The organism is Micropruina sp., from assembly GCF_027492755.1.
In the GTDB taxonomy this organism is placed as follows: Bacteria; Actinomycetota; Actinomycetes; order Propionibacteriales; family Propionibacteriaceae; genus Micropruina.
In genome coordinates this window covers 1-26175 of sequence record NZ_JAPUED010000037.1, presented here as the reverse complement: position 1 = coordinate 26175, position 26175 = coordinate 1, and the positions used below count along the sequence as shown (strand labels likewise).

The following is a 26175-nucleotide window of genomic DNA, read 5'->3' as shown; positions in this document are numbered from 1 at the left end:
GGCCGATCGCCGAGCTGATCGAGGCCTCGGTCGCCGACGACCTGGTCCGCGGCGTCATCGCCACCGACGGCCTGATCGGCACCTACGCGTCGATGAACGACGCCTCCCTCGAACAGAACCGCTGCTTCCTCTATCACGTGATCGGCGGCGGCACCGGCGACTGGGACGTCCCGATCGGCGGCATGGGCGTGGTCAGCACCAGCCTGGAGGGGACGGCCCGGGCGGCCGGCGCCAGGATCGTCACCGGAGCGGAGGTGACCGGCCTGACCCCGGACGGCGAGGTCACCTGGCGTGAGGGTGACGACGAGCATCGGCTGACGGCGGATCTGGTGCTGTGCGGCGCCGCGCCGTCCGTGCTGTCACGGCTGCTCGGCGAGACGCCCGAACGGGTCGAGGGCGCCCAGGTGAAGGTCAACATGCTGCTCACCCGGCTGCCCCGGCTCCGTCAAGACCTGCCGTCGGAGGCGGCGTTCGGCGGCACGTTCCACATCAACGAGTCGATGACCCAGCTCGAGGCGGCGTTCTCCGCCGCCGGGGCCGGACGGATTCCCGATCCGTTGCCGGCCGAGATCTACTGCCATTCGCTGGCCGACCCGAGCATTCTCGGGGCCGAACTGCAGGCCAAGGGCTGGCAGACCCTGACCTTGTTCGGCCTGCACCTGCCCGACCGGCTGGTCGATCAGTACGGCAACGACGAGTTGCGGGCGCTGCTGCGCACCGCGGTACTGAGCACCCTGGAATCGGTGCTGGCCGAACCGGTCGAGCCGCTGCTGGCCCGCGACGGCAACGGCGAGCTCTGCCTGGAGGTGAAGACCACCCGCGACATCGAGGAGGCCCTGGCGATGCCCGGCGGCAACATCTTCCACGGCGGGCTGTCCTGGCCGTGGGCCGACGCCGATGACCCGCTGGACACCCCCGCCCGCCGGTGGGGTGTGGACTCGGGTCACGACGGCATCCTGCTCTGCGGCGCCGGTGCCCGCCGCGGCGGAGGCGTCAGTGGTGTCGGCGGTCACAACGCCGCCAGGGCGGCGATCGAGATGCTCGGCCTGTAGTCACCCGCCGGTCGAACTCGTCGAGGCCCAGCGCACCCGAGCGGTCCTGCCGCCACTACCGCTGGTCGAGCTTGTCGAGACCCGGATCCTGAGATCGCGGGTCGGAGCCCGGGAGGACGAGCAGGACGGGCGGCCTGACGAGGTCTCGACAAGCTCGACCAACGGTGGCCGTCTTCGGAATGCCTCAGCGTCCGCCGAACTCGCGGACCTGCTTCACCACGAAACGTCCGTCGGCGAGCACCTTGATCTCCAGATCCAGCGAGCGGGGTTTGGTGTTGTCCGAGGTGACCTCGGAGCAGGGGCCCGGGTAGTAGCCGGGTCTGGCTCGGCAGTAGGCGCGTTCGATCGTCCGCACCAGATCGACCAGCGCGGTGAGTTGGTCACTCGCCAGCACCGGCGTCGTCCGCGCCGGCCCGGACGCCGTGGGCTTCGCGAAGCGCGTGACGGTGAAACTGATCGGCTCGGTGTCGGCGAGGAAGGCGGCGATGGTCAACTCGCTGTGGGTGCCCGGATCGGGGTTGGTGACCAGGTTGTTGCCCTGCTGGATCGACAGCGAATAGCCGTAGACCGCGTCGGTGTTGAGGACCCGGGTGACCACGACGGCGTTGGCCACCACGTCGGCCTCGCTGTCGTAGGCGGGCACCACAGCCAACCCCATCGCGACGCTGCGCTGATCGATCCGAGCGAACGAACGTTCCTCGACGGCCCGCTTGTTCCACAGGCTCGCGTAGACGCCCTTGAGCGCGCAGCCGAGCGCCCGCGGGTCGACCTTCCGCTTGCTCTCGCCGCCGTCGTCCTGTTCCTCGATGACGATGCATGTCTGGCCGGGAACGTCCTTGATCTTGGTCCTCACCGAGTAGCTGTCGTGCAGCCCGGCACCGTCGAAGCCCGGAATGTCTTCGGCGTTGGCCGACGACCGCACCTTGAGCCTCTTCACCCCGAGGCCGTCCACCCGGGCCCGAATCGTCTCCAGCTGTCGCGGCGGGAACTCGGCGGCCAGGAACGCGTCCTGCACGGCGGCGACCAGGTCGCGCAGTTCGCGTGGGGCGAGGTCGCCGGCGGCCTCCCGGCCGATCAGAACGTCGAGGGACTCCCGTAGGGCCGCGTTCGGCGGATGGGCGACCAGGTCGGCGTACCACTGGAAGGGCACACCGAAGCCCTGCGGGGTGAGGTCGTAGCCGAGCCGGGCGCTCGGAGTCCCGGCTTGAGCGGCGCGTCCGAGCACCTGACGATGCCCGAGGAACCCCAGATTGGCCGCCTTCGACCCGTAGCGACGGGCGGCGGCGAGCGTCTCGGCGGCACTCCGCTGCCCGATCTCGTCGTAGCTGCGCAGTTCGGCTTCCGGCTCCCAACCGATCTGCACCACCGGACGATCCAGTCGTTCAGCCAATTTGGCGGCGACGACCTCGGCGGTGGTCGGCTCGATCACGAAGTCGTCGCCGCGGACGACGTAGCGCACCGGGGTGTCGGCGAACGGGGCCAGCCGTGGGTGCTCCGGGCCGGCGTCACGGAGGACTGCGTTGGGCGTGTTGCGCTCCTTCGACTTCAGGTTGACGTGCGAGTTGGTGTCCTGGACGGCCCGGGTCAGCACCCCGGCGACCACCGACAGGTCGAGCGGCAACTGGTCGAGCACCACGATGTCGGTGGGCCGCAGCTCGTCCGGGTCGGTGGGGAAGATCCGCAGCCACCCCCAGGCCTCGGCCTGGTTGAGCGGGATGTAGGTCACCGAGCCGAGGATGTCGTCCAGGGTGAGCACCTCGATGCCGGCGCCCGCCAGGTCGGACGCCACCCGCGCCGTGGTCTGCTGGGTGCCGGTCTGGACGAAGGCCAGCGCCATGCCGGGCAGCTCGATCTGCCCGGCGATCTCGAGGACGGCGTCGCGCAGGTCCTCCTCGGCGATCACGTCCTGCGGATAGAACTGGATGCCCAGCACGGGTGGGCGGCCGGCCAGCGCGTAGCTGTGCAGGACGCCCGCGACGTACCGCTTGGGCCCGGCAGTGAAGTAGGTGAGCCGGTTGAACTCGTCCAGGTCTTCGGGGATCTGGAAGACCTCGCGGCCGAACAGGTAGTGGTACTTGGCGGCGTCCGGGGTGCTGCCGTTGCGGATGAAGTTGCCGTTCACGAAGGCGACGTGTGGGGCATCCGGGTCACGCCGGTCGACGAAGACCTTCGCCAGGCGTCCGTTCGCGACGAGGTCCGCGGCCGGTTGCGAGATGGCCTGGAAGAGTTCCGGTGAGTCGACCCGGGGTAGCGACAACCCCAGCGCCGCGGACTCGGGAGCGGGCTCCACGGGCGGGCCGGCCAGCCGGTGCAGTCGTGCCGCAGGCGGCACGAGGATCTCTGGTGGCGTGATCAGGCGAGGCAGGAATCCGTACACGACGCGCTCCTTCGGGGTGTGCAGGTCACCCTAGTCAGCGAGGATCGACATCGCGTCGGCGTTACTCCGAGCGGGCCCACTTCGGGATGTCGCCGTAGCGCTGCGGTCTGATCAGCCGGCCGGCAGCCGAGTCGGCGATCAGCTCGGCGAGCCGCTTCTGCCGGGTGACTTCGGTCTTCGCCTGCATCACCCAGCCGACGCAGACCCGTCGGTAGGACGCCGTCGCGCGTCCGTAGAAGAACGCCACCGCCGCCGGATCGGCTCGCAGGGCCGCCTCGTAGGCATCGGGCAGGGCGAGTTCACCGCCACGTTCGTAGCTGTAGGGGACCTGATCCGGACGCCGCCGCTCGAACGCCGCGACGCCCGGTGGCCGCATCTTCCCGGCCGCCGTCAGCTCGCCGACCAGGGCGACGTTCACCTGGCTCCAGTTGCTGCCCGGCTTGCGCGGCGTCCAACGCTGCCGGACGGTGTCCTCGTCCAGCCGATGCATCGAGGAGTCGATCCAGCCCCAGCACAATGCGACCGGGACCGCGTCCGGCCAGGTCAGCCCACGATCGGCGGCGTGCTTCTTGAACAGCCCCATCCACAACTCGGTCTCGCGGTCGTGGTTCTCGGCCAACCAGGCGTCGAAGGCGTCCGGGCCGGAGAAGAACCGGGCCGGACGATCGTCGGTTCCACCGATCCAGGTCGCCATCCCGACATCATGACAGCCGCCTCCGACAAACCTCCGGTACGAGGGGACGGTTCTTTTCGTCCCAATTGGTGACCGTGGAAACCGTCCCCGCTGACCGTGGAAACCGTCCCGGTGACCGTGGGGACGGTTCTCTTGGTCACCCGAGCAGGGTCTCGACAAGCTCGACCAGCGGAGGGCGGGCCGCGACTCAGTTTCGGGTGAGCGCACCCACCAGCCGGGACAGGACGCGCTCGAAGCGGGCCTCGGGGTCGGCGAACATCAGCCGTCCGGCCTGCGCCATCAGCGGATGGGTGTCAGCACCCAGCCGCGCGTCACGTTCGGCTAGGTCATAGCTGTGCGGATCAGCCTCGCGAGCCTGCCGGACGCCCTGCTCCTCCGCCGTCCAACCGATGGTGAAGTGCATCACGATCTGCCAAGTGTCCAGGACGTCCTCGAGGCTTCGCCCGGCCTCCACCAGCGCCGCCAGCGGCCGTTCCTGCACCTGGACGAGGCTGACGTCGGTGAGCCGCCGGCCGGCGAACACCGTGGCGCCGTCGCGGTGGGCGAGCATGGTGGCCCGAAATGACCGGGCGGCATCGGTGAGCCCCCGCGCCACATCCTGGTCCGGCTCGCGGAACAGCGGGACGGTCGCCGTGCGCCACATGCTGGTGCCCATCTCGTCGAGCAGATCCGCCTTGTCGGAGACGTGCCAGTACAGCGCCGCCGCCTGGACGCCGAGTCGCCCGGCGACCCGGCGCATGGTGAGCCCGTCGAGGCCGTGCTCATCGAGCACCTCGAACGCCGCCGCCACGATCTGCTCGCGGGTCAATCCGCGTCCGACACCACCCGGCTTGATCATTGAACAATGTTAAGTGATACTGGAGCCGCAAGCATTTAACATCGTTCAATGGAGGTCACAATGCGCGCAGCAGTCGTCACCGCTCCCGGTGAGGCCCCGGTCGCCGGCACGTTCGCCGAACCCGAGCTCGCGCCCGGCGCCGAACTCGTCGAGATCGTCGCGGCCGGCATCCATCCTGTCGTCCGCAGCCTGGTCTCCGGACACCACTACGGCTCCACCGACAGCTGGCCGAAGATCCCCGGCGTCGATGGCATCGCCCGGCGCTCCGACGGCACCCTGTGCTACACCGGTTTCACCGTCGATCCCTACGGCACCTTCGCCGAGCGGGCCGCCGTCCGGCTCACCCTGCCGGTGCCCGCCGAGGCCGACCCGGTGGCCCTGGCCGCCGGAATGAACCCCGGAATGTCGTCCTGGCTACCACTCACCAGCTACCTCACCAACCCCGAGCAGGCGTCCGTGCTGGTGCTGGGCGCCACCGGTAGCGCCGGACGGCTCGCCGTCCAGAACTGCCGAGCGCTGGGCGTCCCGCGGGTGCTGGCGGCCGGCCGCAATCCGGACGCCCTGGCGCGGACGGCCGAGCTCGGCAGCTGCGCCACCGTGTCGCTGGACGCCGACGCGCTCGGTGATGCGGTCGCGGAGTACCAACCCGATCTGGTGCTGGACTTCCTCTGGGGTCCGGTTGCCGAGGTTGCCCTGACCGCGCTGGGTACCCGTGGGCTCGCCACCTTTGCCCATCCGGTGACCTACGTCGAGATCGGGGCGACGGCCGGCGCCACGGCATCCGTGCCGGCGGCGGTGCTGCGCAGCCGGTCGGTGACCCTGCGCGGCAGCGGAGCCGGTTCGGTCGCCCACGACGTGCTGGCCAGGGCGGCGGCGAGCTACGCCGAGCTGATCGCCTCGGGCGCCGTCCAGGTCGACGCCGTCAGCTATCCGTTGGACGACGTCGCCACCGCCTGGGCGGACACCAGCACCGAGCACCGGGCCGTCGTCGTGTTCTGAGTCCCACCGTCATCCCGGGCTCTCGGGACCGGGGCAGTCAGGCCGGTGCCGAGATCCCGGCGTCCGCCGGGATGACGAGAAGGCCGGGATGACGAGAAAGCCAGCGACAGAAGACGCCATGATGGTCCGATGATTCGCGCCGTCGTCTTCGATCTGGGGCAGGTACTCGCCTCACCGCCCGACATCCACTCGCATCCGGCCGGCCTGCTCGGGGTCACCACCGAGGACTTCGCCGCCGGCTACTGGGAGGGGCGCCGCGACTACGACGAGGGCGCACCGGACGAGGCCTACTGGGGACCGTTCCTGACCCGGCTCGGATTGCCGGCCTCCACCGACAACGTGGAACTGCTGGCCACCACCGACGCCACGATCTGGACCCGGATCCGGCCCTCGGCCGAGCAGCTGATCGCCGACACCAAGGCGTCCGGACGGCTCACCGGCCTGCTCTCCAACGCGCCCCGGGTGCTCGGCGACGCGATCGAGGCGGCACCGTGGCGCCGGCACTTCGACCGCGTCTATGTGTCGGCGTTGATCGGGGCAGCCAAGCCGCGGCGGGAGATCTACGACCATGCCGCCGCCGACCTGGGGGTGGCGGCGTCCGAGATCGCCTTTGTCGATGACCGCCCCGAGAACGTCGAAGGCGCACTGGAGGCCGGATGGCGTGCGCACCTGTGGGTCGACGACGCCGACACCCGGAACTGGCTGATCGACTGCGGCGTGCTCTAACCCGGCTCCGTCATTTGCGGCTCTGCGACGGACGTGGGCTCGGCGGAGGTACCGACGCGGGCGGCGTGGCCCTCGGCGACCTGCTGGGGCTTGGCCCGTCGACCACTTCCTTCGGCGGCACGCACAACTTGGCGGCGGAGCCGAACCCGGTGGTGAAGATCAGCGGTCGCTGGAGCACGGCATGGCAGGCCTCGAAGGTCAGCTTGCGACTACCCGTGGCGGTGAAGATCCCGTTGCCCTGGCAGCCGGAGTAGCGCACCACGACGTCCGACCCGAGCGAGGGGACGGAGCCGTCCTGCAGCCGGACCAGCACGGCGGTGTCGCCGACCACCTCGCAGGACGTATCGTCCGGACCGCTGCCCTTGGGTGCCTTCGCGAGCGCCGCCAGCACCTGCCGCGCGTTGTGGTCCAGATCGTCGTCGTTGTCCGCCAGCGGCTTCGAAGCCACCAGCTGCGCGGGCGTGGTCGCGAGGTCGTACTGGCACAGCGTGACCGGCACCAACGCCTTGCCCGCCACCGACGAGTTCAACACCTTGGGATCCAAGGCACTCCGGGCGGGACAGCCGTTCGGATCGATCGCGCCAATGGGCCGGACGGAGGCGACGATCTGCTTCGCCACCGAGGCGTAGGCGTCGGTGTGCACAACCTCGACGACATAGCCGTCCACCTCTTCACTGGTGGTCGCCGTCCAGCCGGCCGGGAGCTTCCAACCGCGGTCGGTTTGGTTCACCGGACGCACCGAGACGAAAGTCTGCAGGTACGCGGCGGGCAGGTCCCCCAGGCAACCGATAGCCCGGATCGGCATCAACTCGGCGGCGAGCGCGACGAAGGGCTCGGAGGGGGGCTTCGGCCGATCGGCACACCAGTCCGCGCGCGGCGCGTAGGCATACCCCCAGCGCTGCGGCACCTGGTAGCTGAGCACCCGGTACGACTCCCAGCGCCAGCCAGGCCTGGACACCGGTGCCGACGCCGTCGGCTCGGCATTGGACGCCGCATCACTGGGTCCGCTCTCGGGTGCGGCAGCGGGCACGGCCGAACTCGGCGAGCTGCCCGAGAACCGGCTGATCGCCAGCGGGATCGCGACGGCGGCCACCAGCACGACCGCGGCCGCCGCCGGTAACCAGCGCGGCAACCCGCTCCGGGAGACAACGGTCTTGGGAAGTTCCATGGGCTGGAAGTCGGGCTCGTCGGCGTGCTGCTGCAGCGCGTCGCGGAGGGCCCGCTCGGCCCGGTCGTCCCGATCCTCGTCGGGCGTGTTGCGCTCAGTCATCGGTGTCGTCCTCGATCAGTTGGGTGCGCAGCCGGGTCAGGGCCCGGTGCACGTGGGAGCGGGCGGTTGCCTCGGCACAGCCGAGGATCGACGCGATCTCGGCGTACTCCAGGTCGTCGTAGAAGCGCAGCGCGACCGCGGCCCGTTGCAGCGGCGGCAGGCTTTCGCACAGCTGCCAGGCGAGTTCGGCGTCCGTGACCTCGCCGGCATGGTCGGGGGTGACGGCATGCAGCTCGTCACTAACCTGCTCACGTCCGGTGCGGCGCCAGCGGCTGATGCTCGCGTTGACGATGCTGCGCTTGACGTAGGCGTCCACGTCACCGGCGCCACTCACCCGCGTCCATCGTGGATACAGGCCGAGCAGCGCGTCCTGCACCAGGTCGCGGGCGTCCTCGGCGTTGCGGGCGATCAGGTAGGCGAAGCGCTGCAGCGCCACCGAGCGGGTGGCGACGTAGTCCTCGAACCGACTGACGGTCACCGGCGCCTCCTGTACAAGCGTCATACCCTGCACACACGCGGCGACGGGCCGCCACGTTGCAGCAACGGGCATGATCGTTGTCATTAAACCTCGATCCACCGATGAGCGGCGTAGCGAGGTCAAGATCCACCGCGGGCTACCGAGAGGGGCACCATGCTGCTGACCGAAGACATCCTGCTGCTCGCCACCGACGACACCAGCGGCCGCAGGCTGGCCCGCTACACCGACCTGCTGGTGGCCGGCGGACTGCTCAGCGACCTGGCGCTGGCCGGCAACGTCCGCACCACCGAGCCGGGCGAGTCGGTGCGGAAGAACCGTGTCGTCGCCGTCCCGGACGCCGCCTGGCCGGCCGATTCACTGCTCGCCGAGGCACTCACCGTGATCAGCCGCAAGCCGAACTGGTACCTGTCCACGCTGGTCGAACGGCTGGGCCACAAACTGGTCGATCACAAGGCTGTCGACGTGGTCTACGACCGGCTGGCCCAGGCCGAGCTGGTCAGCCGGACGCCGCATCGCGTGCTCGGCTTGGTGCCGACCACCCGCTGGGTGAGCGTCGACGGACGCTACGAGGCAACCCTGTACGAACAACTCGACGCGGTGTTCCTGTTCGGCGCGACACCCGACGCGCATGTGGCGTCCCTGGCCGCGCTGCTGACCGGCTCAGGTCTGGTCGCGTCCGTGATCGACCGGGGTCGCGGCGTCGACAAGCGGGCGGTGAAGCGCCGCGGCAAGGAACTGCTCAAGCAGTACTGGCCCGCCCAGGCGATGGAGCGCGCCTTCCAGAACCGGGACGCCGCAGCCGCCGGCTGAGAACCGTCATCGACACGCCGTTTCTCCTCGCCGACATCCCGGTGCTCACGCGCGGCGGCCGGACTCCGGCTCCGGCGGATCCGACTGGCCCCAGTCAGCTGCGCCCTCCCCGGCTGAGACGGGAGTGCGCCGTCGAGAGGCGGGCGGACAGGTCGTGCCCCGCAACAACAGTTGGACCGGATGGAGAACGGTCTCCGCGGCCGGAGTGCCGGGTTCATCGCCCAGCAGTTGCCGCAGCATCCGCGCGGCTGCTCGGCCCTGCGCACCGACGTCCTGGGCGACAGTGGTGAGATCAACGAACTCCGCCATGTCCGCGTTGTCGATGCCGACCACCGAGACGTCCTGCGGCACCCGCAGACCTGCCCGACGCAGCGCCCACAGCGCACCCACCGCAAGCTCATCGAACTCCGCGAACACCGCACTCGGCAGGTCGGGTCTGGTCAGCAGCTCCGTCATCGCCATGGCCCCACCGTCGAGGCCGTGCGGTCCCTCGACCACCAGTTGGGGGTCGAAGCCGAGGCCGAACGAGGCCAGCGCGTCCTCGTAACCCAGCCGGCGACTCATCGACGCGGTGAAGTCGAAGCGGGTGTCGTCGGGCCGACCCGCGATCAGCCCGATCCGCCGATGGCCCTGGTTCAGCAGGTGGGTCACCGCCAGCCGGGCGGTGGCCTCTTCATCGATGCCCACGGAGGGGAAGCCGTCGATGTGCGAACCGATGCTCACCAACGGCAGGCCGAGTGCGCGCAGGGCCAGGGTGTGCACCTCGGTGAGTGGCATCGACAGCGACAGGATGCCGTCGACGCGAGACTCCAGCGGCATCCGGGAGAAGAAGTCATCCCGCGCCGTCGCGTCGCCGAGGTGATAGAGCAGGACGTCATACCCACCGCCGCGCAGGACGTCCAGTGCGGCGACGGTCGCCTCGGCGAAGAACCAGCGGGTCACGAACGGAACGATGATGGCCACTGTGCGACGCGGCCCCGCTGTGACGGCATCCTGCTGCGCGACCGCGCCGTAGGAGAGTTCGCGAGCGGCCTCGATCACTCGACGACGCGTCTGCGGCGAGACCTTCTCACTGTCTCCCAGGGAGCGCGAGGCGGTAGCGACAGAGACACCGGCGAGAGCGGCAACGTCCGCGAGGCGCGTGCGTTGCACCCGCTTCGGCGCGTCCGGCTGCCCTGTCACGCGCCAACCCTACGACATCGACTCGCGGTCGCTCCCCGTGGTGACACCGGGCAGGCTCGCGCAAGAGCCTGAGCGGGATTGCACCAGCACCGTGCAACCATGCGCACGATCGGCCGCGCGACACGGCAGCGACGTCACATTGATGGAAATCTCTGCGCGCATCTTGCAACCCAACCGGGGGTTCTGTGAAACTCACTGAGCAAGATTTCCACACAGTGCAAACGCGTGCTCGCGGCCGAAGCTGCCGGTTCACGTCGATGCCGACAACCACAGTGAGGTGGACGGGCGTGACAGCCAATGTGATCGTCACCGTAGAGCGAGAGTTCGAAAGCCCCCGGAGACAGGTGTTCCGGGCCTGGACGGATCCCCAGCAACTCCTCCGATGGCGGGGTTCTCCAGGGTGGCACGTCGAGGAGGAGACGGTGCGCGGCAGCACCGAACTCGGGGGCCGGCACCACCACGTCAAGGTCCGCGACACGGACCCCACGACCCGGGTAGCCACCGACGGCGTCTACACCGAGTACTTCGAGCCCGATGTCTTCGTCTCCCGCGAGCGCATCACCGGCGATCCCGGCATCGACCCGGACGTGCCCCTCGAGCTGCGGGTCGAGTTCAACGACATGGGCCGCGACCGCACCCTGGTGCGGATCATCCAAGGCCCCTACGAACCCGATGTCGCCGGCTGGCACGGCCAGGCCTGGGAGAAGGAACTGACCAGGTTGGCCGCCTTCCTCGACGGCACGGGTCTCGACGGCAGCAAGGGCAAGGGGGCCAGCGCATGAGCACCGACACGGCCAAGGTGAGCGTTGTTCGGACCAAGCCGTTGATGTCGATGCCGCAGATCCTGGTGATGAACCTGGGCTTCTTCGGCATTCAGTACAGCTTCGGCATGCAGCAGACGGCCGTGAACCCGGTCTATGAGTTCCTCGGCGCGAATCCCCACGACCTGCCGATCCTGAACCTCGCCGGACCGATCACGGGACTCTTGATCCAGCCCCTGATCGGCGCGATGTCCGACCGCACCTGGAGCCCCCGCTGGGGACGCCGCAAGCCGTTCTTCCTGATCGGCGCCATCGGCTGCAGCCTGTGCCTGTTCCTGTTCCCGTTCGTCACCGCGGTCTGGATGGCGGTGCTACTGCTGTGGCTGCTGGACGCCAGCAACAACACCGCGATGGAGCCGTACCGGGCGTTCATCGCCGACAAGCTGCCGCCGTCCCAGTTGGGCAAGGGCTTCCTTGCCCAGTCCTTCTTCACCGGCCTGGGCATCACGCTCGCGAACGTCTCGCTCTTCGTCTTCCAGAAGTTCATCGAGGGTGGCACCGAGGCCGGCATCCCCTACTGGGTGCTGGGCTCGTTCATGCTCGGCGCGGTCTGCTCGATCGGATCCGTGCTGATCTCGGTGCTGCGCACCCCCGAGATCCCGCCCAGCCCCGAGGAACTGGCCGCGCTGCGTGCCAAGAAGGGCGGCCTGGGTGCGGCCCTGAAAGAGATCGGCGAAGCCTTCCGGGACATGCCGCCGGAGTTGCACAAACTCGCGGTGGTCTACTTCTTCCAGTGGTACGGCATGGTCATCTACTGGCAGTTCATCGCCTTGACGATCGCCGACACGATGTTCCCCCACACCCAGCAGGGCAAGGAAGAGGCGGTCGCCTGGACCGGCCTGGTGAACGGCTGGTACAACATCGTCACCTTCAGCGTTGCCTTCGCTCTGGTCGCCTTCGCCAAGAAGCGCGGAGCGAAACTCGTCCACTGCGTCTGCCTGCTGCTGGCGGCCGCCGGGTTGGCGACTGTGCCTGCGATCACCAACCAGTACCTGATCCTGGTGCCGATCATCGGCCTGGGCATCGCTTGGGCGTCCATCATGGGCGTGCCGTACATCATGGCCGTCCGGATGATCCCGTCCACCAGATTCGGTGTCTACATGGGCATCATCAACATGATGATCGTCATCCCGATGCTGATCCAGTCGGTCAGTTTCGGGTGGATCTACAGCACCTTGCTGGGTGACAAGCCGGGCAACGCGATCCTGTTCGCGGCAGCATTCCTGGCCATCGCCGCCGTGCTGATGCTCTGGATCAAGGAGCCCCGGACCGTCCGAGACGTCGATGACGTCACCGCAATGCCTATGGCCGGCCACTGACCGGAAGGAATGAGTCGATGACCATGAAGGACTACCGAACCATCGTGGTGGGCACGGACGGCTCGTCACTGGCCGAACCCACCGTCGGGCGAGCCGCCTGGCTGGCCAACCACGACGATGCCAATCTCGTGATCGTCTGCGCCTACGCCAAGATGTCCCGCCGTGACGAGGCCAAGAACGTGACCACCCTGGGCGGCGACGCCCGGGTCGGCCAGGTGCTCGGACGCGAAGCCGCCGGCCTTGCGCTCAGCGAGGCCATGGCGGTCGCCGGCAAAGAGGGCGCCGTCGTGACCGCGGCGCTGCTGATCGACGGCGAGCCGTCCGAGGCGCTGGTAGCCACCGCCGGTGAGCAGAACGCCGACCTGATCGTGTTGGGGGCGCTGCACGACCGTTCGCTGGCCGATCGCCTGCTCGGGTCTACCGCGGAGGAGGTACTCAAGCGCGCCCGCTGCGACGTGCTGATCGTGCGTCCCGAGTTCGAGAGCGGCGAACTGGAGGTACCCGAGGACGCCACCACCAGCTGACCGCTTCCCCGCGCCCCGAGCGCTCGCCGAACTACTTTGGGCTCGCTGAATTCAGCGAGCCCAAAGTAGTTCGGCGAGCGGTTAGTGGGTGGCGGGTGCGACGGCGTCCGGTTCAGTGCCCGGCCAGCGTCGCCACCAGGATCGCCTTGATGGTGTGCAGCCGGTTCTCCGCCTGATCGAACACCACCGACGCCGGCGACTCGAAGACCTCCTCGGTCACCTCGAACACCTCGCGGCCGGTTTCGTCCAGGATCTGCTGCGAGACCGTGGTGTCCAGGTCGTGGTAGCTGGGCAGGCAGTGCATGAACTTCACGTCCGGGTTCTCGGTGCGCTCCAACAGCTCGGTGGTCACCCGGTACGGGGTGAGCAGCTCGATCCGGTCGGCCCAGACCTCCTTGGGCTCCCCCATCGACACCCAGATGTCGGTGTGCACGAAGTCGACGCCCTTCACCGCCGAGACCTCCTCGGTGATGGTCACCCGGGCTCCGGTGGCCGCGCCGATCCGGCGTGCGGTCTCCACCAGCTCCGGGTCGGGCTGCAACGCCTCGGGCGCGACGATCCGGACGTCCATGCCCATCATCGCGCCGGCGATCAGCAGCGAACGGCCCTGGTTGAACCGGGCGTCGCCGATATAGGCGAAGCTGATGTCGCGGTCGTCCAGCCCGGACGACTCACGCATGGTGAACATGTCGCACAGGCTCTGGGTCGGGTGCCATTCGTCGGTCAGGCCGTTCCACACCGGCACGCTGCTGTGCTCGGCGAGGGTTTCGACGATCTGCTGCCGCGAGCCGCGGTACTGGATGCCGTCGTAGAAGCGCGAGAGCACCCGCGCGGTGTCGGCGATCGACTCTTTGTGGCCCATGTGGGCGCCGGTCTCGTCGAAATAGCTGACGTTGGCGCCCTGGTGGTAGGCGGCCACCTCGAACGACGAACGGGTCCGGGTGGACGGCTTCTCGAAGATCAGCGCGAGGGTCAGGCCGTCCAGCCGCTTGACCTCGCGTCGGGCCTTCCGCGCCTTCTTCAACTCGGCGGTCAGGTCGAGCAGTTCCCGCCATTCGGCGGGGGTGTAGTCAAGCTCCTTGAGGAAGTGACGCTGGCGCAGGTTCACGGCGAGCCCATCTGTCGGTCGATTCGATAGGAGAACTCTGCCATGACAGAATCGCCGCCATGGTGATGCGTTTCCTGTTCAGCGCTGCCGCCCTCGCGTTCGCCACCTGGGTGGTGCCGGGGATCCATATGGACAGTGACCAGCCGCAGAACAATCTGATCGTGATCATCGGGGTGGCGATCATCTTCGGTCTGGTGAACGCGATCGTGAAGCCACTGTTCAAATTCGCCTCCGCGCCACTGCTGCTGCTCACCCTGGGCCTGTTCCTGCTGGTGATCAACGCCCTGCTGCTGTGGCTCACCGCCTGGGTGGGCGAGCAGTTGCACATCGGTTGGCATGTCGACGGCTTCTGGTCCGCCTTCTGGGGGGCACTCATCGTGTCGCTGGTGTCGTTCATCCTGAACTCGTCGTTCACCTCCAAGAGTGACGTGAACCGCTGACGTGATCGACGTCATCTTCGTCTGCTGGGGCAATATCTGCCGCTCGCCGATGGCCGAACGGGTGGCCCGCGGCCAGGCTGAACGCGAGGGTCTCGAGGGGGTGCGGTTCACCTCGGCCGGCACGTCCAGCGAAGAGCTCGGCGAACCCATCGATTCGCGGGCGCAGCGCGTCCTGGCCCAGGCCGGCTACTCCACCGGCGGCCATCGCGCCCACCAGATCACCGCCGCCGAGATCCGCGACGCCGACCTGGTGATCGCCATGGAAGACCTGCACCTGTCGCGGATGCGCCGGCTCGTCCCGGACGCCGACAATCTGGCCCTGCTCACCGACTTCGATCCGGACGCAGCACCCGGCTCCGGTGTGCCCGATCCCTGGTACGGCTCGGCCGACGGTTTCCGCGGCACCCTGGCCGCCGTCGAGGCCGCGATGCCGGGCGTCCTGGAGCGAGTCCGAGAGCTCGTCGGATAGCATCGGGCCGGTCGCCACACCCCACGGCGGCACTACATGGCAGGCTGAACCCTATGCACATCCTCGTTGTCGACGACGATCAGGCCGTCCGGGACTCTTTGGCCCGCTCGCTGCAGTACTCGGGCTACGAGGTAACCGCGGCGGGCGACGGCCTGGAGGCGCTGGCCCGGCTCTCCGCGCTGCGTCCGGACGCCGTGATCATGGACGTCATGATGCCCCGGCTGGACGGCCTGGAGACCACCCGGATGCTGCGTTCCACGGGAAACGATGTGCCGATCCTGGTGCTCACCGCCCGCGATGCGGTCAATGACCGGGTCGACGGCCTGGACGCCGGCGCCGACGACTACATGGCGAAGCCGTTCGCCCTGGACGAGCTGCTGGCCCGGCTGCGTGCCCTCACCCGGCGGTCCAAGCCGGCCGAGCAGGAGCACGCCGACAGCGAGGTGCTGACCTTCGCCGACCTGTCGCTCGATCCGCAGACCCGCGAGGTGCAGCGCGCCGGACGCCGGATCAGCCTGACCCGCACCGAGTTCGCCCTGCTGCAAACCTTCCTGGAGCATCCGCGCAAGGTGCTCGAGCGCGGCTGGCTGCTCAACGAGGTCTGGGGCTTCGACTTCCCCACCACCGCCAACTCGCTCGAGGTCTACATCGGCTATCTGCGACGCAAGACCGAGGGGGAGGGTGAAAGCCGGCTGATCCACACCGTCCGCGGAATCGGGTACGTGCTGCGCGAGACTCCCCCGTGACGACCGGTTGGTTGAACCGGCTACTCGCCGCCCGGGACTGGCCGCTGCGAGACCGGCTCGCCGTCCTGGTGGCTCTCGCGGTGGCGACCGCTGTCGCGTTGACCGGTGTGGCCGCATGGCTGATCACCCGGGTGACCGTCTACAACCAGCTCGACAGTGAGCTGGTCGATGTCGCGGCGGTCACCGCGAACTGGGTGGCGGTCGACATCGAGGGCATGGGCGGCCTGGACACCAACGCCCTGAAGGCAGCCAATGTCACCGTCATGCTGGTCCGCGCCGACAACCGGGTGAGCACCCTGCCCGGCGCCACGGTGAGTCTGATTCCCGGCGTCGAAGAACTCTCGGTGGCGCGCCGTCAGCAGGGTTCGTCGGCACGCACCGGTGAGGCGTCCAACGGCCAGCCGTACCGGATCGTCGCGGTGCCGCTGAAGGCCGGCACCGAGAACTACGCGCTGGTGCTGGGGCGTCCGCTGGAGGCCACCAACAACATCATGGCGACGCTCGGCTGGTCGCTGGCCATCTTCGGGTTCCTCGGCGTCGGCGTCTCCAGCGCCATCGGCTTCGTCATCGCCCGTTCGGCGATCCGGCCGATCCGGCGGCTGAACGAGGCGGTCACGCACGTCACCGCCACCAGCGAACTGACCCCGATCGCCATCGAGGGTGGTGGCGGTGAGCTGGCCGACCTGGGCCGTTCGTTCAACACGATGCTCGGCACGCTGCAGTCCTCACGTGAACGCCAGCGGCGGCTGATCGCGGACGCCGGTCACGAGTTGCGCACCCCGCTCACCTCGCTGCGTACCAATGTCGAGCTACTGGTCGCCGACGAACGCAGCCGGATGCTGCCCGAGGGTGCCCGGGCGGACATCCTGCGCGACATCGCCGCCCAGCTCGGCGAGTTCACCACCCTGGTCGGCGACCTCGTCCAGCTCAGCCGTGACGACGTCGTTCAGCCGCACCCCGAACCGATCGACCTGCGCGACGTGGTGCGCAGCGCGATCGCTCGGGCCAAGCGACGCGGACCTTCGTTGACCTTCGACGTCGAACTCAACCCGCTCTATCTGATCGGCGAGCCCGACACCCTCGAGCGGGCGATCACCAACCTGCTCGACAACGCGGTCAAGTTCTCGCCCCAGGGCGGTACCGTCCACGTGCTGCTGGAGGGTGACCGGCTGCGGATCTCGGATCAGGGTCCCGGGATCGCCGAGGAGGACCTGCCGCACGTGTTCGACCGGTTCTGGCGCTCACCCACCGCCCGGAACACCCCCGGTTCGGGTCTGGGCCTGTCCATCGTGGCGCAGACCATCAAGGCGCACGGCGGCTGGGTGAAGGCGGGCCGCTCGGCGGAGGGCGGCGCCGAGTTCATCGTCCGGCTGCCCGGCAGCGCGACGCCCCCCGAAGACGAGACGGACGAAGAGCCGACCACGCTGTTGCCGAAGCTGAGTTCTTCGTAGCGACTGCGGACTCGGGTCGCGCATGCTCGACCCGAGGACCTACGACCTGACCTCAGGGCGCCTTCGGCAGCGCCGTCGCATTGTGTGAGATACGCCGGTTCTCGCAGTTGTTCGAGACGTAGTCCCAGCCCACAGCGCTGACTCGTCCCGCGAACCCGTCATACCGCCGCAACCAGCGACGCAGCCGAGCGGGATTCCTGGTCATTGGTCCGCGCTGTCCGGACGGCGCGGGGCACCGAAGGTGAAGGTGCGGACGGTGACCGCCGGCGAGCTTTCGGGCTCTGCCTTCGCGGTCTCGTCGGTCGGGTCCGGCCGGCCACCCGGCGTCACAGGACGGACGCTCTCGCCCAGCGCCGCGCGCACCGCGTCCCCGACGAGGCTGCCGGACGGACGGTACTTGCGGGTCTCGGCCATGGGTCGGATTCTACTGCGGGGCCGGTCAGGGAGCGTCGAACTCCGTGGGTCGAACGTGTCGAGACCTCGGACGACGTGACGCGACGCGAGCGTCGGCACGCTCAGGCAGCGGGTGGCGCTCCTAGGGATGCGCTGATCAAAGCTCCCCCTTCGTCATCCCGGACTTGATCCGGGATCTCCCGCCTGAGAGCCCGGGATGACGTGAATGACCAGCCCTTCCCTAGAGGTCGAAACCGACTCCGGTGAGTTCCGTGGAGCGTTCCCACAGACGTTGCCCGACCCCGGGATCGAGAGCCGGGGCAGGCAGTGCCACCACGCCGGCCGGGCCTGCCGAGCCGCGGTGTTTCAGCGGACCGTAGTAGTCGCCCGGACGCGGAACGGTGGCGGCGAGCAACACCGGCTGCGCCCCGTCGGCGGGCGTCTGAATGGCGCCGGTGAGCCGGCCGATCACGGTGACGAAAGCGGGCGGGCCGCCATTGGCGAAGATCGCGGTGTCACACCAACCCGGGTGGGCCGGTACCGCGAGGACGTCGACGTGCGCCTCGGTGGCGCGTCGGCGAAGCTCGGTGGCGAAGACGACCGTGGCCAGTTTGGAGTCACAGTAGGAGCGGACAGTGGAGCCGGTCGGACGGCCGAAGTCCGCCTCGATCCGGCCACGTTCGGACATGGTCGAGCCGAGCGTCACGACCCGGGCGCCGCCCGATTCCCTCAGCACCGGGAACAGCCCGGCGGTCAATGCCCAGGCGCCGAGGTGGTTCACCCCGATCTGGAGGTCGAAGCCGTCCTCGGTGAGCGCCGCGGGATCGCTGCTGCCCAGGCCCGCGTTGTTCACCAGCAGATGGACGGGCTGGGCGCCGATCCGCTTCGCCGCCTCGGCGATGCTCGCCAAGGAACCGAGCTCCACCGTCTCCACAGTCAGGTCGGCCTCCGGGTGACGCCGCCGGATCAGGCCCGCGGCGTCCTCACCGCGCTGCCGGCTACGGACGGCGAGCACGACCGTGGCACCCGCGCCGGCCAACGCGGCGGCGGTGGCGAGCCCGATGCCGGCGCTCGCGCCGGTGACCACGGCACGGCGTCCGGTGAGATCGGGCAGCGGCAACGGAACCAGCCGGTCGCGGATCTTTCCGAGTCTCATCTGCCTCATCCTCCCGTTCGAGCGCCCAACTCCAGGTACGCCATCGAGCCGCGGCGTCGGACCGGGACGCCGAACAGATCGGCCAGCTCGTCCGCCGTCCTCGGCGTGGCCATCTCGCCGAGGCGATGCAGGAACCCGATGTATCGCGTCCCGAGCGGCAACGCCGCGACGAGCGAGCTCACGAACAGCCGGCCGTCGGGTCGAAGTTGGGCGCGCAGGCCGTCCACGAACGACACGATGTCGTCGACCAGGTGCAAGAAGCCCAAGCAGAGCACCGTCTCGAAGCCGCCCGGCGGAAACGGCAGCGCGAAAGCGTCCGCCTGAACGAAGCGGGTGCCGGGACGCAGACGTCCGTCGACGGTCAGCCGGCGCGCGGCCAGTTCGAGCATGCCCTTGGATCGGTCGGTGAGCACCACCGGCCGGGCACTCGCCAGGTAGGCGCCTGCCGTCGCGGTCGCGGTGCCGGCCGCCACGTCGAGCAGCGGGCCATCGCCGGACTCGACCGCGTCGCATGCGAAGGCGGCGTAGTCGGCGGGGTCGGTCCCCCATGCCAGCCGGTTGTACAGCCGCGAACTCACCATCGCGTCATAGGTGGCCGCGCCCCGGTCATAGACCGACTCGGGAGCATCCCAGGCCGACTCGATAACCGCTTCCGTCGAACTCATCTTCGCCTCCCCAATGCAGCCTAATCGAGCGACCATGGCACGATAAGGCGCGATGACCGATCTGCCCGGCACTGCCGACTGTCCCTGTGGCGGCGGACGTTACGCCGAATGCTGCGCGCCGTACCTGCGTCGCGAGGAGTGGCCGCCGACGGCGGAGGCGCTGATGCGGTCCCGCTACACGGCGTTCGCGCTCACCGATGCCGAGTACCTGCTGCGGACCTGGCATCCACGCACCCGTCCGGACACCCTGGAGTTGGACGACCGAGAGTGGACTGGCCTGGACGTCGTCGACCGGGTGGACGGCGGTCCCGACGACATGATGGGCATCGTCGACTTCGTCGCTCACTTCCGCCTCGATGGACACACCGGCGCTCTCACCGAGCGGTCGGCGTTCGTCCGCCGCGGCAGCCGCTGGGTCTACCTGGCCGCAACCCCGGACGCCGAGTAGCTCGCCGACGACTCGGCCAGCCGGGTCTCCCGGACGCCGCGGAAGGTCAGCCACAACCCGAGCGCCAACTCCCACAGCGCGATCGGCAGCGCACCGACCGCACCCCATACCGACACCTGGTCGAACCAGCCGAACAGCGTTCCACAAGCGCTGACGGTCAGCAGCGGAGCACCGACCAAACCCACCAGCGGAATCACCCGAGGCACCAGCCGGCCCTGCAGCAGCGCCGAACCCAGCAGTGCCGCATTGGCCGCGGGCAGCAGGCCCGGCCCGATCAGGAACGCCCAGTCGTGCAGTGCGACCAGCGCCGCTCGTGCCGAGACGTCCGAACCCACCGCGGGCACAGCCAGCATGCTGACCACACCGAGCAGCACCAACCCGGCCTCGAGCGTGCGCGAGCCCAGGAAGCCGAGCGCCAGCGGCTCGGAGCTTCGGCGGAGGATCGGGAACAACGCCACCGCGGTTCCCAGGCAGGCCATGGCCAGCACGATCTCCAGTCCGGACGCCGCCCGCAGCGCCGTCGGATCAGCACCGGGCGCGCCGTCCAGATAGGGCTGCTTGAGCGCCAACGCGGGCATGGAGGTGACGAAGGTGACCAGGTAGCACAACCCGGCCACGAGGCTGAGGCGACGATCGGCGGACATCCGAACCTCCTAGGTGTACGGCGTACACCACAGGTTAGGCGTACGATGTACACCATGTCAACGGAGCCCACGCCACGCCTCCCCCTCGACCGGGGCCGGGTGCTCGCCGCGGCCGTCCGGCTGGCTGACCAGAAGGGCCTCGACGGCCTCAGCATGCGCAGCCTGGCCGGCGAACTCGGCGTGGTTCCGATGGCCCTCTACAAGCACGTGGCAAGCAAGGACGCCCTGGTGGCCGGCATGATCGACACGGTCGTCGCCGGGTATCCCGCCCCCGAACCCGGTCTCGACTGGCGCGAATCGGCCCGGTTCCGAATCCTCGGCGCCCGCGACGCGTTGGTGCTGCACCCGTGGCTGCGATCCGCGATCGAGGCCAGCCGGCACCGCACCCCGACCGTGCTCGCCCACATGGACGCCGTCGCCGGCGATCTACTGGGCGGCGGCCTGTCGGCCGATCTCACCCATCACGCCATGCACGCCCTGGGGCACCGCATCTGGGGGTTCAGCCCGGAAGCCTTCGACGATGCCGCCACCAGCACCCCGGAGAACTCCGCGGAACTGGAACGGGTGGCGCGGGAACGCTTCCCGCACATCGTCGCGATCACCCTCGACTCGCTGGAACGGACGGGCGGCGCCGGCTGCGACAGCCACTACGAGTTCGCCTTCACCCTGGACCTGCTGCTGGACGCCTTCGCCCGGCTGCATGCCTCCGGTTGGGCCTCGCCTCGAACGGCGGGACCGTCCTCGAGGTGAGATCGGACACCGCTGGTCGAGCTTGTCGAGACCCCGGCCCATAGGTTTCGACGAGCTCAACCAGCGCTACGCAGCGACACATTCAACGAACGCGAGCTGTCGATCAACGCAGCTTCTAACCGTCCGCTGAACTTTTCCTTAGCGCCCGTGAAGGTGCTTGGTGCTGCCTGCTACGTTGAGCGCGGGCCGTGCGGGGACTAGTTCGGGGGCCGCCCTGTCCGATGTCGTCGCCGCCTGCGGTCCGCCTGATCTCACCCCCTCCCGGACAGGACAGGAGCCGGATCAATGACTGATCCGACCGATGCCGTGCGCCCGCTCGACGCAGCTGCTCGCCGGCCCAGATTCTCACGCTGGCCACGGCACCTGGGGGCGGTTGTCCTCGCCGGTGCCCTGAGTATGGGCCTGGTCAGTGCGGCACCTCCCGCCCAAGCGGCCAGCCCCGCATTCTGCAGCGACGGCAGCCAGCCCTACGTTCCGGTGAGTGAGGCCCGTGGCTGGGCCGCCGGGCACACCGTCAGCGGTAAGACCGTGGTGCGCGGCACCGACCCCGAGGCCTTCACCGGAAGCTACATCGGCTTCATCGAGGGCTACTTCGGCAAGGGCAAAGACCTGCTGCTGTTCAAGCTCAGCAGTCCGACCATCGACGGCAGCAACGGGCTCAAGGCGGCCGGCATCTGGGCCGGCATGTCCGGTTCGCCGGTCTACGACGGCAACGGACGGCTGATCGGCGCGGTCTCGTACCGGCTGAGCCCCGACAACCTCCCGGTCGCGGGGGTGACTCCGGCCGAGTACATGAAGACGATCGGCACGACGGTCGTCAGCCAGCCGAAGAGCGCGCGGGTCAGCGCGACCAGCCTGAAGGTCACCGCGGCAGGCACTCGAGTCGCCGGAAAGTCGCTGGCCGGCGGTCAGCTGACCCAGGTGAAGACGGTCAACATCGCCGGGCCCGCCGGGACTGCCCAGAACGCCTTCACCAACCGCACCCTGGCCCGGACGCCGCGCACGGCCGGTGCCGCCTCCCTGCTGCGTAGCGGCACGTTCGCCGCCGCGCCGCAGCAGTCCGCGACGGCGAAGCCGTTGGTCGTGGGCGGCAACATCGCGGTGACCATGGTCAGCGGCGACATGGTGATCGGCTCCATCGGCACCGTGACGGCGATCTGCGGCAAGACCGTGTGGGCGTTCGGCCATCCGCTGAACCTAGAGGGCAAGACCTCGATGCTGATGGCGAACGCCTCGGCCGCGATGGTCGTCCCGGACGGCACCGGCGTGCAGGGATCGTTCAAGGAGACCTCCCAGATCTACGCCCCGGTCGGCGTGCTCACGCAGGACCGCTCCGCGGGCATTCGGGGCACTATCGGCGCGCTCACCGGATTCCCGCTCACGGTGAAGGTGCAGAACCCGAAGGGCGTGCAGGTCGACAAGTACGTCGCCACCGTGGCCTACCCGGACTCCGCCGCGGCGGCCACTGCCGAACTCGTCGGCACGGCGGCGATGGAGCAGCTCGATCAGTACAGCTCGGGCACCGGCAAGGTCAGCTGGACGATCAGCTACAAGCGGGCCAACGGCAAGACCGGCACGCTGAGCAACTCCCAGGTGGTCGACGACCGGTACTACTTCCCCGACGAGATCGGGACGCCGCCCGCCGACGACGTCTGGGCGATCAGCCAGCAAGTCCACGAGAAGGTCACCTTCACCGGCGTCACCGTCACCCTCAAACTGCTCTCTTCGGACGCGGTCAACTACCGGGTGTCGAAGGTGCAGCGGCTGAGCGGCAATACCTGGGTCAACCTGGCCGGCAGCAGTTTGAAGGCGGGCACCAAGTATTCGCTGCGCCCGGTGTACCAGGTCGTCCGCAACGATCGGGTCGACGGCACTGCGGCCGGTGCGAAGTTCCGGGTCACCCTGCCGGCCTCCGCCCGTACCAAGGGTTCGGTGAAGCTGACCGGGGCGACCAGCTTCGATCCCTGTCAGGCCGATGAGAACGGCGAAACCATGTGCGACGAGTGGGACGACGAGTTCAGCGACCCGACCAACAGCTTCGACGAGTTGATCGCGCTGCTCCGCACCAAGCAGTCGGACGCCACCCTGATCACCAAGCTGACCTACAAGGTGAAGAAGGGCTCCAAGAGCCGCAACTTCACCCTCACCGGGCCGGGTTCGCTGAGTGGCACCACGACGGCCGGCTTCACGATCAAGAAGTAGTCGCCGGTCGAGCTTGTCGAGACCCCTCGGATGGGTCTCGACAAGCTCGATCAACGGTGTTTCGCCAACGATGAGCTGAATCAGCGCCGCTCTACTCGGCCCGGCTCTGTCGCCGCAGTTCGCGCAGTTCGGGCCAGACCGGACGCAGGGCGTCGCGGGTGTGCCGGAAGACATCGCTGGTGCGCCGGTAGGCGTCGCGGTGGGCCGGGTCGGGGGTGAACGTCCGCATCGAGGTGCCCAGCGAGGCAGCGGCCTCGGCCACGTCCGGGAACCGTCCCGCGGACACCAGCGCCAGCACGGCCGCGCCGCGGGCACCGGCCTCGGGGGCGTCCTGACGGACGACATTGAGTCCGGTGGCGTCGGCCAGGATCTCGCACAGCAGATCGGAACGGAAGCCGCCGCCGGAGACCACCAGGTCGCGGGTGATCTGCAACGCCTCGATGCACTCGACCAGCGAGAAGGCGACACCCTCGTACACCGCCCGGAGAATCTCGGCGCGCGTCGTGGTCAGCGACATGCCTTGCCAGGACGCCGATGCGCGGGTGTCCAGGAAGGGTGCCCGTTCCCCGCCGGGCGATGCGTAGGGCAGGTAGATGACGCCGCCGGAGCCGGCCGGCACCTGGCGGGCGGTGGCCTCGATCTCGTCCCAGCCGATGTCGTCGAGGGTCAGGGTGCGGCGGATCCAGTCCAGGTTGGGGGTTCCGGTCATCGGTGCCATGAACTCGAGGACCTGGGTGCCGTGGCCGGTGGCCAGCACCATGGACAGCTCCGAACGGCGATCGGCGACCGCCGGCAGCAGCGTGCCGACGAAGCCGGTGGTGCCGAGGATCAGCCAGCTGGCGCCGTCCTCGACGATGCCGAGTCCCATGCCGGTGACCGCGACGTCGATCATGCCCACGCCCACCGGGGTGCCCTCCGGCAGGCCCGTCGCGGCCGCACCCTGCGCCGACAGCGGACTGGCTTCGCCATCGGCCGGACGGATCTCGGGCAGCAGCCGGATCATCTCGGACAACCCCACCTCGGCGGCCAGCGACGCCGAGAAGCCGGAGCCGTCGCGGACGTCCAGGAACGACCGGGACGCCTCGGTGTAGTCGGTGGAGCGGACGCCGGTGAGTTTGAGCCGCAGCCAGTCCTTGCAGTTCAGGTGGGTGGCGGCGCGGGCGACGGCGTCCGGTTCGGTGGCGGCGAGTTCCTCGACCAGCACCGGGAACAGCCCGCCGAAGACGGACGTCCCGGTGACTTCGAGCATCTTGTCGGCGCGGCCGTCCTCGGTCCAGGTCTGGACCCGGTCGGCGGCACGGCCGTCCATCCAGGTCGCGGCCGGACGGACCGGTTCACCGTCGGCATCCACCAGCCACAGTCCGTCGCCCTGGCCGGTCAGCCCGACGGCGATCACCTTCGTGTCGCCGAGCTGTTCGGTGACGCTGCGCAGGCAGGCCGCGACGGCGTCCCAGATCTTGTTCATGTCCTGCTCGGCCTCACCCGCGGTGCCGTAGTCGACCGGGACCGCCTCGTGATGGGCCGCCACGATCGACCCGTCGAGGGCGAACGCGACCGCTTTGACAGCGGTCGTTCCACCATCGACGCCGATGACCACTTCGTTCATTCTCTGCTCCTTCGGACTGCACCTCGTTGTGCCTACCCGGCGCCGCGACGGTGCGGCCCGGTGTGCGAATCCGCTCAGCTTTTCACTTGACGCGAGACGCCGCTGCTAGGAAGCCGCTGATTCTCGCTGGTCGAGCCTGTCAGGACTCCGCCGGACACCGCTGGTCGAGCTTGTCGAGACCCTGAATGGACCCGGCGAGCAGGGTTTCGACAAGCTCAACCAACGGATCTGGTCCTCAGCCGCGCCGGCTCTCCAGCCAGGTGTGCCAGTCAACCCCGGCGGTGGGGACCTCGGGACCGGGCAGCATCGACCCGCCGGCCATGCTCGTCGAGGCAGGTCCGGGCACAACGGTCAGATCCAAACCGTCATGCGCAGCCAACTCACGGACAAGGTCGACCAGCCGCTCAGTACGCGGCCCGGCAAGCTGGCGATCCGCCGAGCCGGGATCGGTGGCGATCTCGACGAGCGCCCGCGCCACCTCGGCGGAATCCACCGGCTGGGTCGGCACGTCCATGATCTCCACGGCCCCGGACGAGGCCCGTCCCGCCAGCGCCCGCTGCAGGACCTGACCGGGGAACTCGTGGAACTGGGTGGTGCGCAGCACCCGTGCGCCCGGGGCATGCTCGCGGATCGCCTGCTCATGGGCCAGCGTCGCGACGTACCAGTCGTAGTCCTGACCACGGTCCACGCCCACGATCGACAGCACCACCGTCCGGCGCACCCCGGCCTCTCGGCCAGCGGCACCCAGGTTCCGGGCCACTGTGGTGAAGAACTCCCTTGCAGACGCCAGGTCCATCCGGCTCGGACGGCTGACGTCCACCACGGCCTCGACACCCACCAGTGCCTTCGCGACGGCGTCCGGGTCGAGCAGGTCCACCCCGTCGGTGCGGCTCAACCGAACCACCTCGTGCCCCGCTTCGCCGGCCAGCCGGCACACCTGGGAGCCGATCAGTCCGCTGCTTCCCGCCACTGCGATGCGCATACCTTCAGCCTGTCACTCCACGCCA

General features: G+C 69.1%; 27 protein-coding genes. 14 read left to right on the top strand and 13 right to left on the bottom strand.

What is annotated here, in order from left to right; genetic code table 11:
• Positions 1–1052, top strand: a 1052-nt coding sequence (locus Q0066_RS02480) for an FAD-dependent oxidoreductase (RefSeq protein ID WP_298129724.1), incomplete at its 5' end; no start/stop codon positions are given.
• 184 nt (positions 1053–1236) lie between these two features.
• On the opposite strand, the gene Q0066_RS02475 is transcribed toward Q0066_RS02480, so the two are convergent.
• The 3 genes from Q0066_RS02475 to Q0066_RS02465 all read right to left on the bottom strand — a co-directional run bounded on the left by Q0066_RS02475 (position 1237) and on the right by Q0066_RS02465 (position 4961).
• Positions 1237–3429, bottom strand: a complete 2193-nt coding sequence (locus Q0066_RS02475; protein WP_298129721.1) for a PEP/pyruvate-binding domain-containing protein — start codon at positions 3427–3429, stop codon at positions 1237–1239.
• 61 nt (positions 3430–3490) lie between these two features.
• On the bottom strand, positions 3491–4123 hold the full coding sequence (locus tag Q0066_RS02470; RefSeq protein ID WP_298129719.1) for a YdeI/OmpD-associated family protein: 633 nt from the start codon (positions 4121–4123) through the stop codon (positions 3491–3493).
• A 187-nt stretch (positions 4124–4310) separates the two neighbouring features.
• Positions 4311–4961, bottom strand: a complete 651-nt coding sequence (locus Q0066_RS02465) for a TetR/AcrR family transcriptional regulator C-terminal domain-containing protein (RefSeq protein WP_298129717.1) — start codon at positions 4959–4961, stop codon at positions 4311–4313.
• Between the two features lie 60 nt (positions 4962–5021).
• Between Q0066_RS02465 and Q0066_RS02460 the strand changes: the two genes are divergently transcribed.
• Together Q0066_RS02460 and Q0066_RS02455 are read left to right on the top strand one after the other, a co-directional pair.
• Positions 5022–5960 carry a zinc-binding alcohol dehydrogenase family protein gene (locus Q0066_RS02460; protein WP_298129716.1) on the top strand — a complete coding sequence of 313 codons (939 nt, stop codon included), beginning with the start codon at positions 5022–5024 and terminating at the stop codon, positions 5958–5960.
• 129 nt (positions 5961–6089) lie between these two features.
• Positions 6090–6686 carry an HAD family phosphatase gene (locus tag Q0066_RS02455; RefSeq protein ID WP_298129714.1) on the top strand — a complete coding sequence of 199 codons (597 nt, stop codon included), beginning with the start codon at positions 6090–6092 and terminating at the stop codon, positions 6684–6686.
• A gap of 10 nt (positions 6687–6696) precedes the next feature.
• Here Q0066_RS02455 and Q0066_RS02450 read toward each other — a convergent pair whose 3' ends face one another.
• On the bottom strand, positions 6697–7956 hold the full coding sequence (locus tag Q0066_RS02450; protein ID WP_298129712.1) for a hypothetical protein: 1260 nt from the start codon (positions 7954–7956) through the stop codon (positions 6697–6699).
• Entirely contained in the window at positions 7949–8434 is a 486-nt protein-coding gene (locus Q0066_RS02445) for a SigE family RNA polymerase sigma factor (protein WP_298129710.1), read from the bottom strand. The genes Q0066_RS02450 and Q0066_RS02445 overlap by 8 nt, the downstream gene beginning before the upstream one ends.
• A gap of 153 nt (positions 8435–8587) precedes the next feature.
• Here Q0066_RS02445 and Q0066_RS02440 point away from each other — a divergent pair, with 153 nt between their 5' ends.
• Positions 8588–9244 carry a GPP34 family phosphoprotein gene (locus tag Q0066_RS02440; protein ID WP_298129708.1) on the top strand — a complete coding sequence of 219 codons (657 nt, stop codon included), beginning with the start codon at positions 8588–8590 and terminating at the stop codon, positions 9242–9244.
• Between the two features lie 45 nt (positions 9245–9289).
• On the opposite strand, the gene Q0066_RS02435 is transcribed toward Q0066_RS02440, so the two are convergent.
• Entirely contained in the window at positions 9290–10426 is a 1137-nt protein-coding gene (locus tag Q0066_RS02435) for a LacI family DNA-binding transcriptional regulator (protein WP_298129705.1), read from the bottom strand.
• A gap of 257 nt (positions 10427–10683) precedes the next feature.
• Between Q0066_RS02435 and Q0066_RS02430 the strand changes: the two genes are divergently transcribed.
• From Q0066_RS02430 to Q0066_RS02420, 3 genes are read left to right on the top strand one after another with little or no spacing between them, the layout of a single operon-like run.
• Positions 10684–11208: an SRPBCC domain-containing protein gene (locus Q0066_RS02430; RefSeq protein ID WP_298129703.1), complete on the top strand. Its 525-nt coding sequence runs from the start codon at positions 10684–10686 to the stop codon at positions 11206–11208.
• Positions 11205–12566 carry an MFS transporter gene (locus Q0066_RS02425; RefSeq protein WP_298129702.1) on the top strand — a complete coding sequence of 454 codons (1362 nt, stop codon included), beginning with the start codon at positions 11205–11207 and terminating at the stop codon, positions 12564–12566. The genes Q0066_RS02430 and Q0066_RS02425 overlap by 4 nt, the downstream gene beginning before the upstream one ends.
• Before the next feature lie 17 nt (positions 12567–12583).
• Positions 12584–13090, top strand: coding sequence for a universal stress protein (locus tag Q0066_RS02420; RefSeq protein WP_298129700.1), 507 nt, complete (start codon positions 12584–12586; stop codon positions 13088–13090).
• 112 nt (positions 13091–13202) lie between these two features.
• On the opposite strand, the gene argF is transcribed toward Q0066_RS02420, so the two are convergent.
• Positions 13203–14198, bottom strand: coding sequence for an ornithine carbamoyltransferase (gene argF, locus Q0066_RS02415; RefSeq protein WP_298129698.1), 996 nt, complete (start codon positions 14196–14198; stop codon positions 13203–13205).
• A 59-nt stretch (positions 14199–14257) separates the two neighbouring features.
• On the opposite strand from argF, the gene Q0066_RS02410 reads away from it, so the two are divergent.
• From Q0066_RS02410 to Q0066_RS02395, 4 genes are read left to right on the top strand one after another with little or no spacing between them, the layout of a single operon-like run.
• Complete coding sequence (locus Q0066_RS02410; protein ID WP_298129696.1) at positions 14258–14638, top strand: phage holin family protein; 381 nt, start codon at positions 14258–14260, stop codon at positions 14636–14638.
• 1 nt (position 14639) lies between these two features.
• Positions 14640–15107: a low molecular weight protein-tyrosine-phosphatase gene (locus tag Q0066_RS02405; protein WP_298129694.1), complete on the top strand. Its 468-nt coding sequence runs from the start codon at positions 14640–14642 to the stop codon at positions 15105–15107.
• Positions 15108–15160: 53 nt separating this feature from the next.
• The gene (locus Q0066_RS02400) at positions 15161–15853 is read left to right on the top strand and encodes a response regulator transcription factor (protein WP_298129692.1); all 693 of its coding nucleotides are present in this window, start codon (positions 15161–15163) and stop codon (positions 15851–15853) included.
• A complete protein-coding gene (locus Q0066_RS02395) occupies positions 15850–17304 on the top strand; it encodes a HAMP domain-containing sensor histidine kinase (protein WP_298129691.1) in 1455 nt (484 codons plus the stop codon). The genes Q0066_RS02400 and Q0066_RS02395 overlap by 4 nt, the downstream gene beginning before the upstream one ends.
• 201 nt (positions 17305–17505) lie before the next feature.
• On the opposite strand, the gene Q0066_RS02390 is transcribed toward Q0066_RS02395, so the two are convergent.
• The 3 genes from Q0066_RS02390 to Q0066_RS02380 form a co-directional block, all read right to left on the bottom strand.
• Entirely contained in the window at positions 17506–17718 is a 213-nt protein-coding gene (locus Q0066_RS02390; RefSeq protein WP_298129690.1) for a hypothetical protein, read from the bottom strand.
• Positions 17719–17938: 220 nt separating this feature from the next.
• Positions 17939–18853, bottom strand: coding sequence for an SDR family NAD(P)-dependent oxidoreductase (locus Q0066_RS02385; protein ID WP_298129689.1), 915 nt, complete (start codon positions 18851–18853; stop codon positions 17939–17941).
• A 5-nt stretch (positions 18854–18858) separates the two neighbouring features.
• Positions 18859–19518, bottom strand: coding sequence for a class I SAM-dependent methyltransferase (locus tag Q0066_RS02380; protein ID WP_298129687.1), 660 nt, complete (start codon positions 19516–19518; stop codon positions 18859–18861).
• Between the two features lie 52 nt (positions 19519–19570).
• Between Q0066_RS02380 and Q0066_RS02375 the strand changes: the two genes are divergently transcribed.
• Positions 19571–19966, top strand: a complete 396-nt coding sequence (locus tag Q0066_RS02375) for a YchJ family metal-binding protein (RefSeq protein ID WP_298129685.1) — start codon at positions 19571–19573, stop codon at positions 19964–19966.
• Here Q0066_RS02375 and Q0066_RS02370 read toward each other — a convergent pair.
• Positions 19936–20610 (bottom strand): DUF4386 domain-containing protein, encoded by a 675-nt coding sequence (locus tag Q0066_RS02370; RefSeq protein WP_298129682.1) that lies wholly within the window; start codon positions 20608–20610, stop codon positions 19936–19938. The two genes, Q0066_RS02375 and Q0066_RS02370, sit on opposite strands and share 31 nt — an antisense overlap.
• 54 nt (positions 20611–20664) lie before the next feature.
• Between Q0066_RS02370 and Q0066_RS02365 the strand changes: the two genes are divergently transcribed.
• Both Q0066_RS02365 and Q0066_RS02360 read left to right on the top strand, forming a co-directional pair.
• Positions 20665–21360, top strand: coding sequence for a TetR family transcriptional regulator (locus Q0066_RS02365; RefSeq protein ID WP_298129679.1), 696 nt, complete (start codon positions 20665–20667; stop codon positions 21358–21360).
• Positions 21361–21645: 285 nt separating this feature from the next.
• Positions 21646–23562: a hypothetical protein gene (locus tag Q0066_RS02360; RefSeq protein WP_298129677.1), complete on the top strand. Its 1917-nt coding sequence runs from the start codon at positions 21646–21648 to the stop codon at positions 23560–23562.
• A 91-nt stretch (positions 23563–23653) separates the two neighbouring features.
• Here Q0066_RS02360 and Q0066_RS02355 read toward each other — a convergent pair whose 3' ends face one another.
• Both Q0066_RS02355 and Q0066_RS02350 read right to left on the bottom strand, forming a co-directional pair.
• Positions 23654–25168 carry an FGGY-family carbohydrate kinase gene (locus tag Q0066_RS02355; RefSeq protein WP_298129675.1) on the bottom strand — a complete coding sequence of 505 codons (1515 nt, stop codon included), beginning with the start codon at positions 25166–25168 and terminating at the stop codon, positions 23654–23656.
• Positions 25169–25403: 235 nt separating this feature from the next.
• On the bottom strand, positions 25404–26150 hold the full coding sequence (locus Q0066_RS02350) for an NAD(P)H-binding protein (protein WP_298129673.1): 747 nt from the start codon (positions 26148–26150) through the stop codon (positions 25404–25406).
• Between the last annotated feature and the right edge of the window lie 25 nt (positions 26151–26175).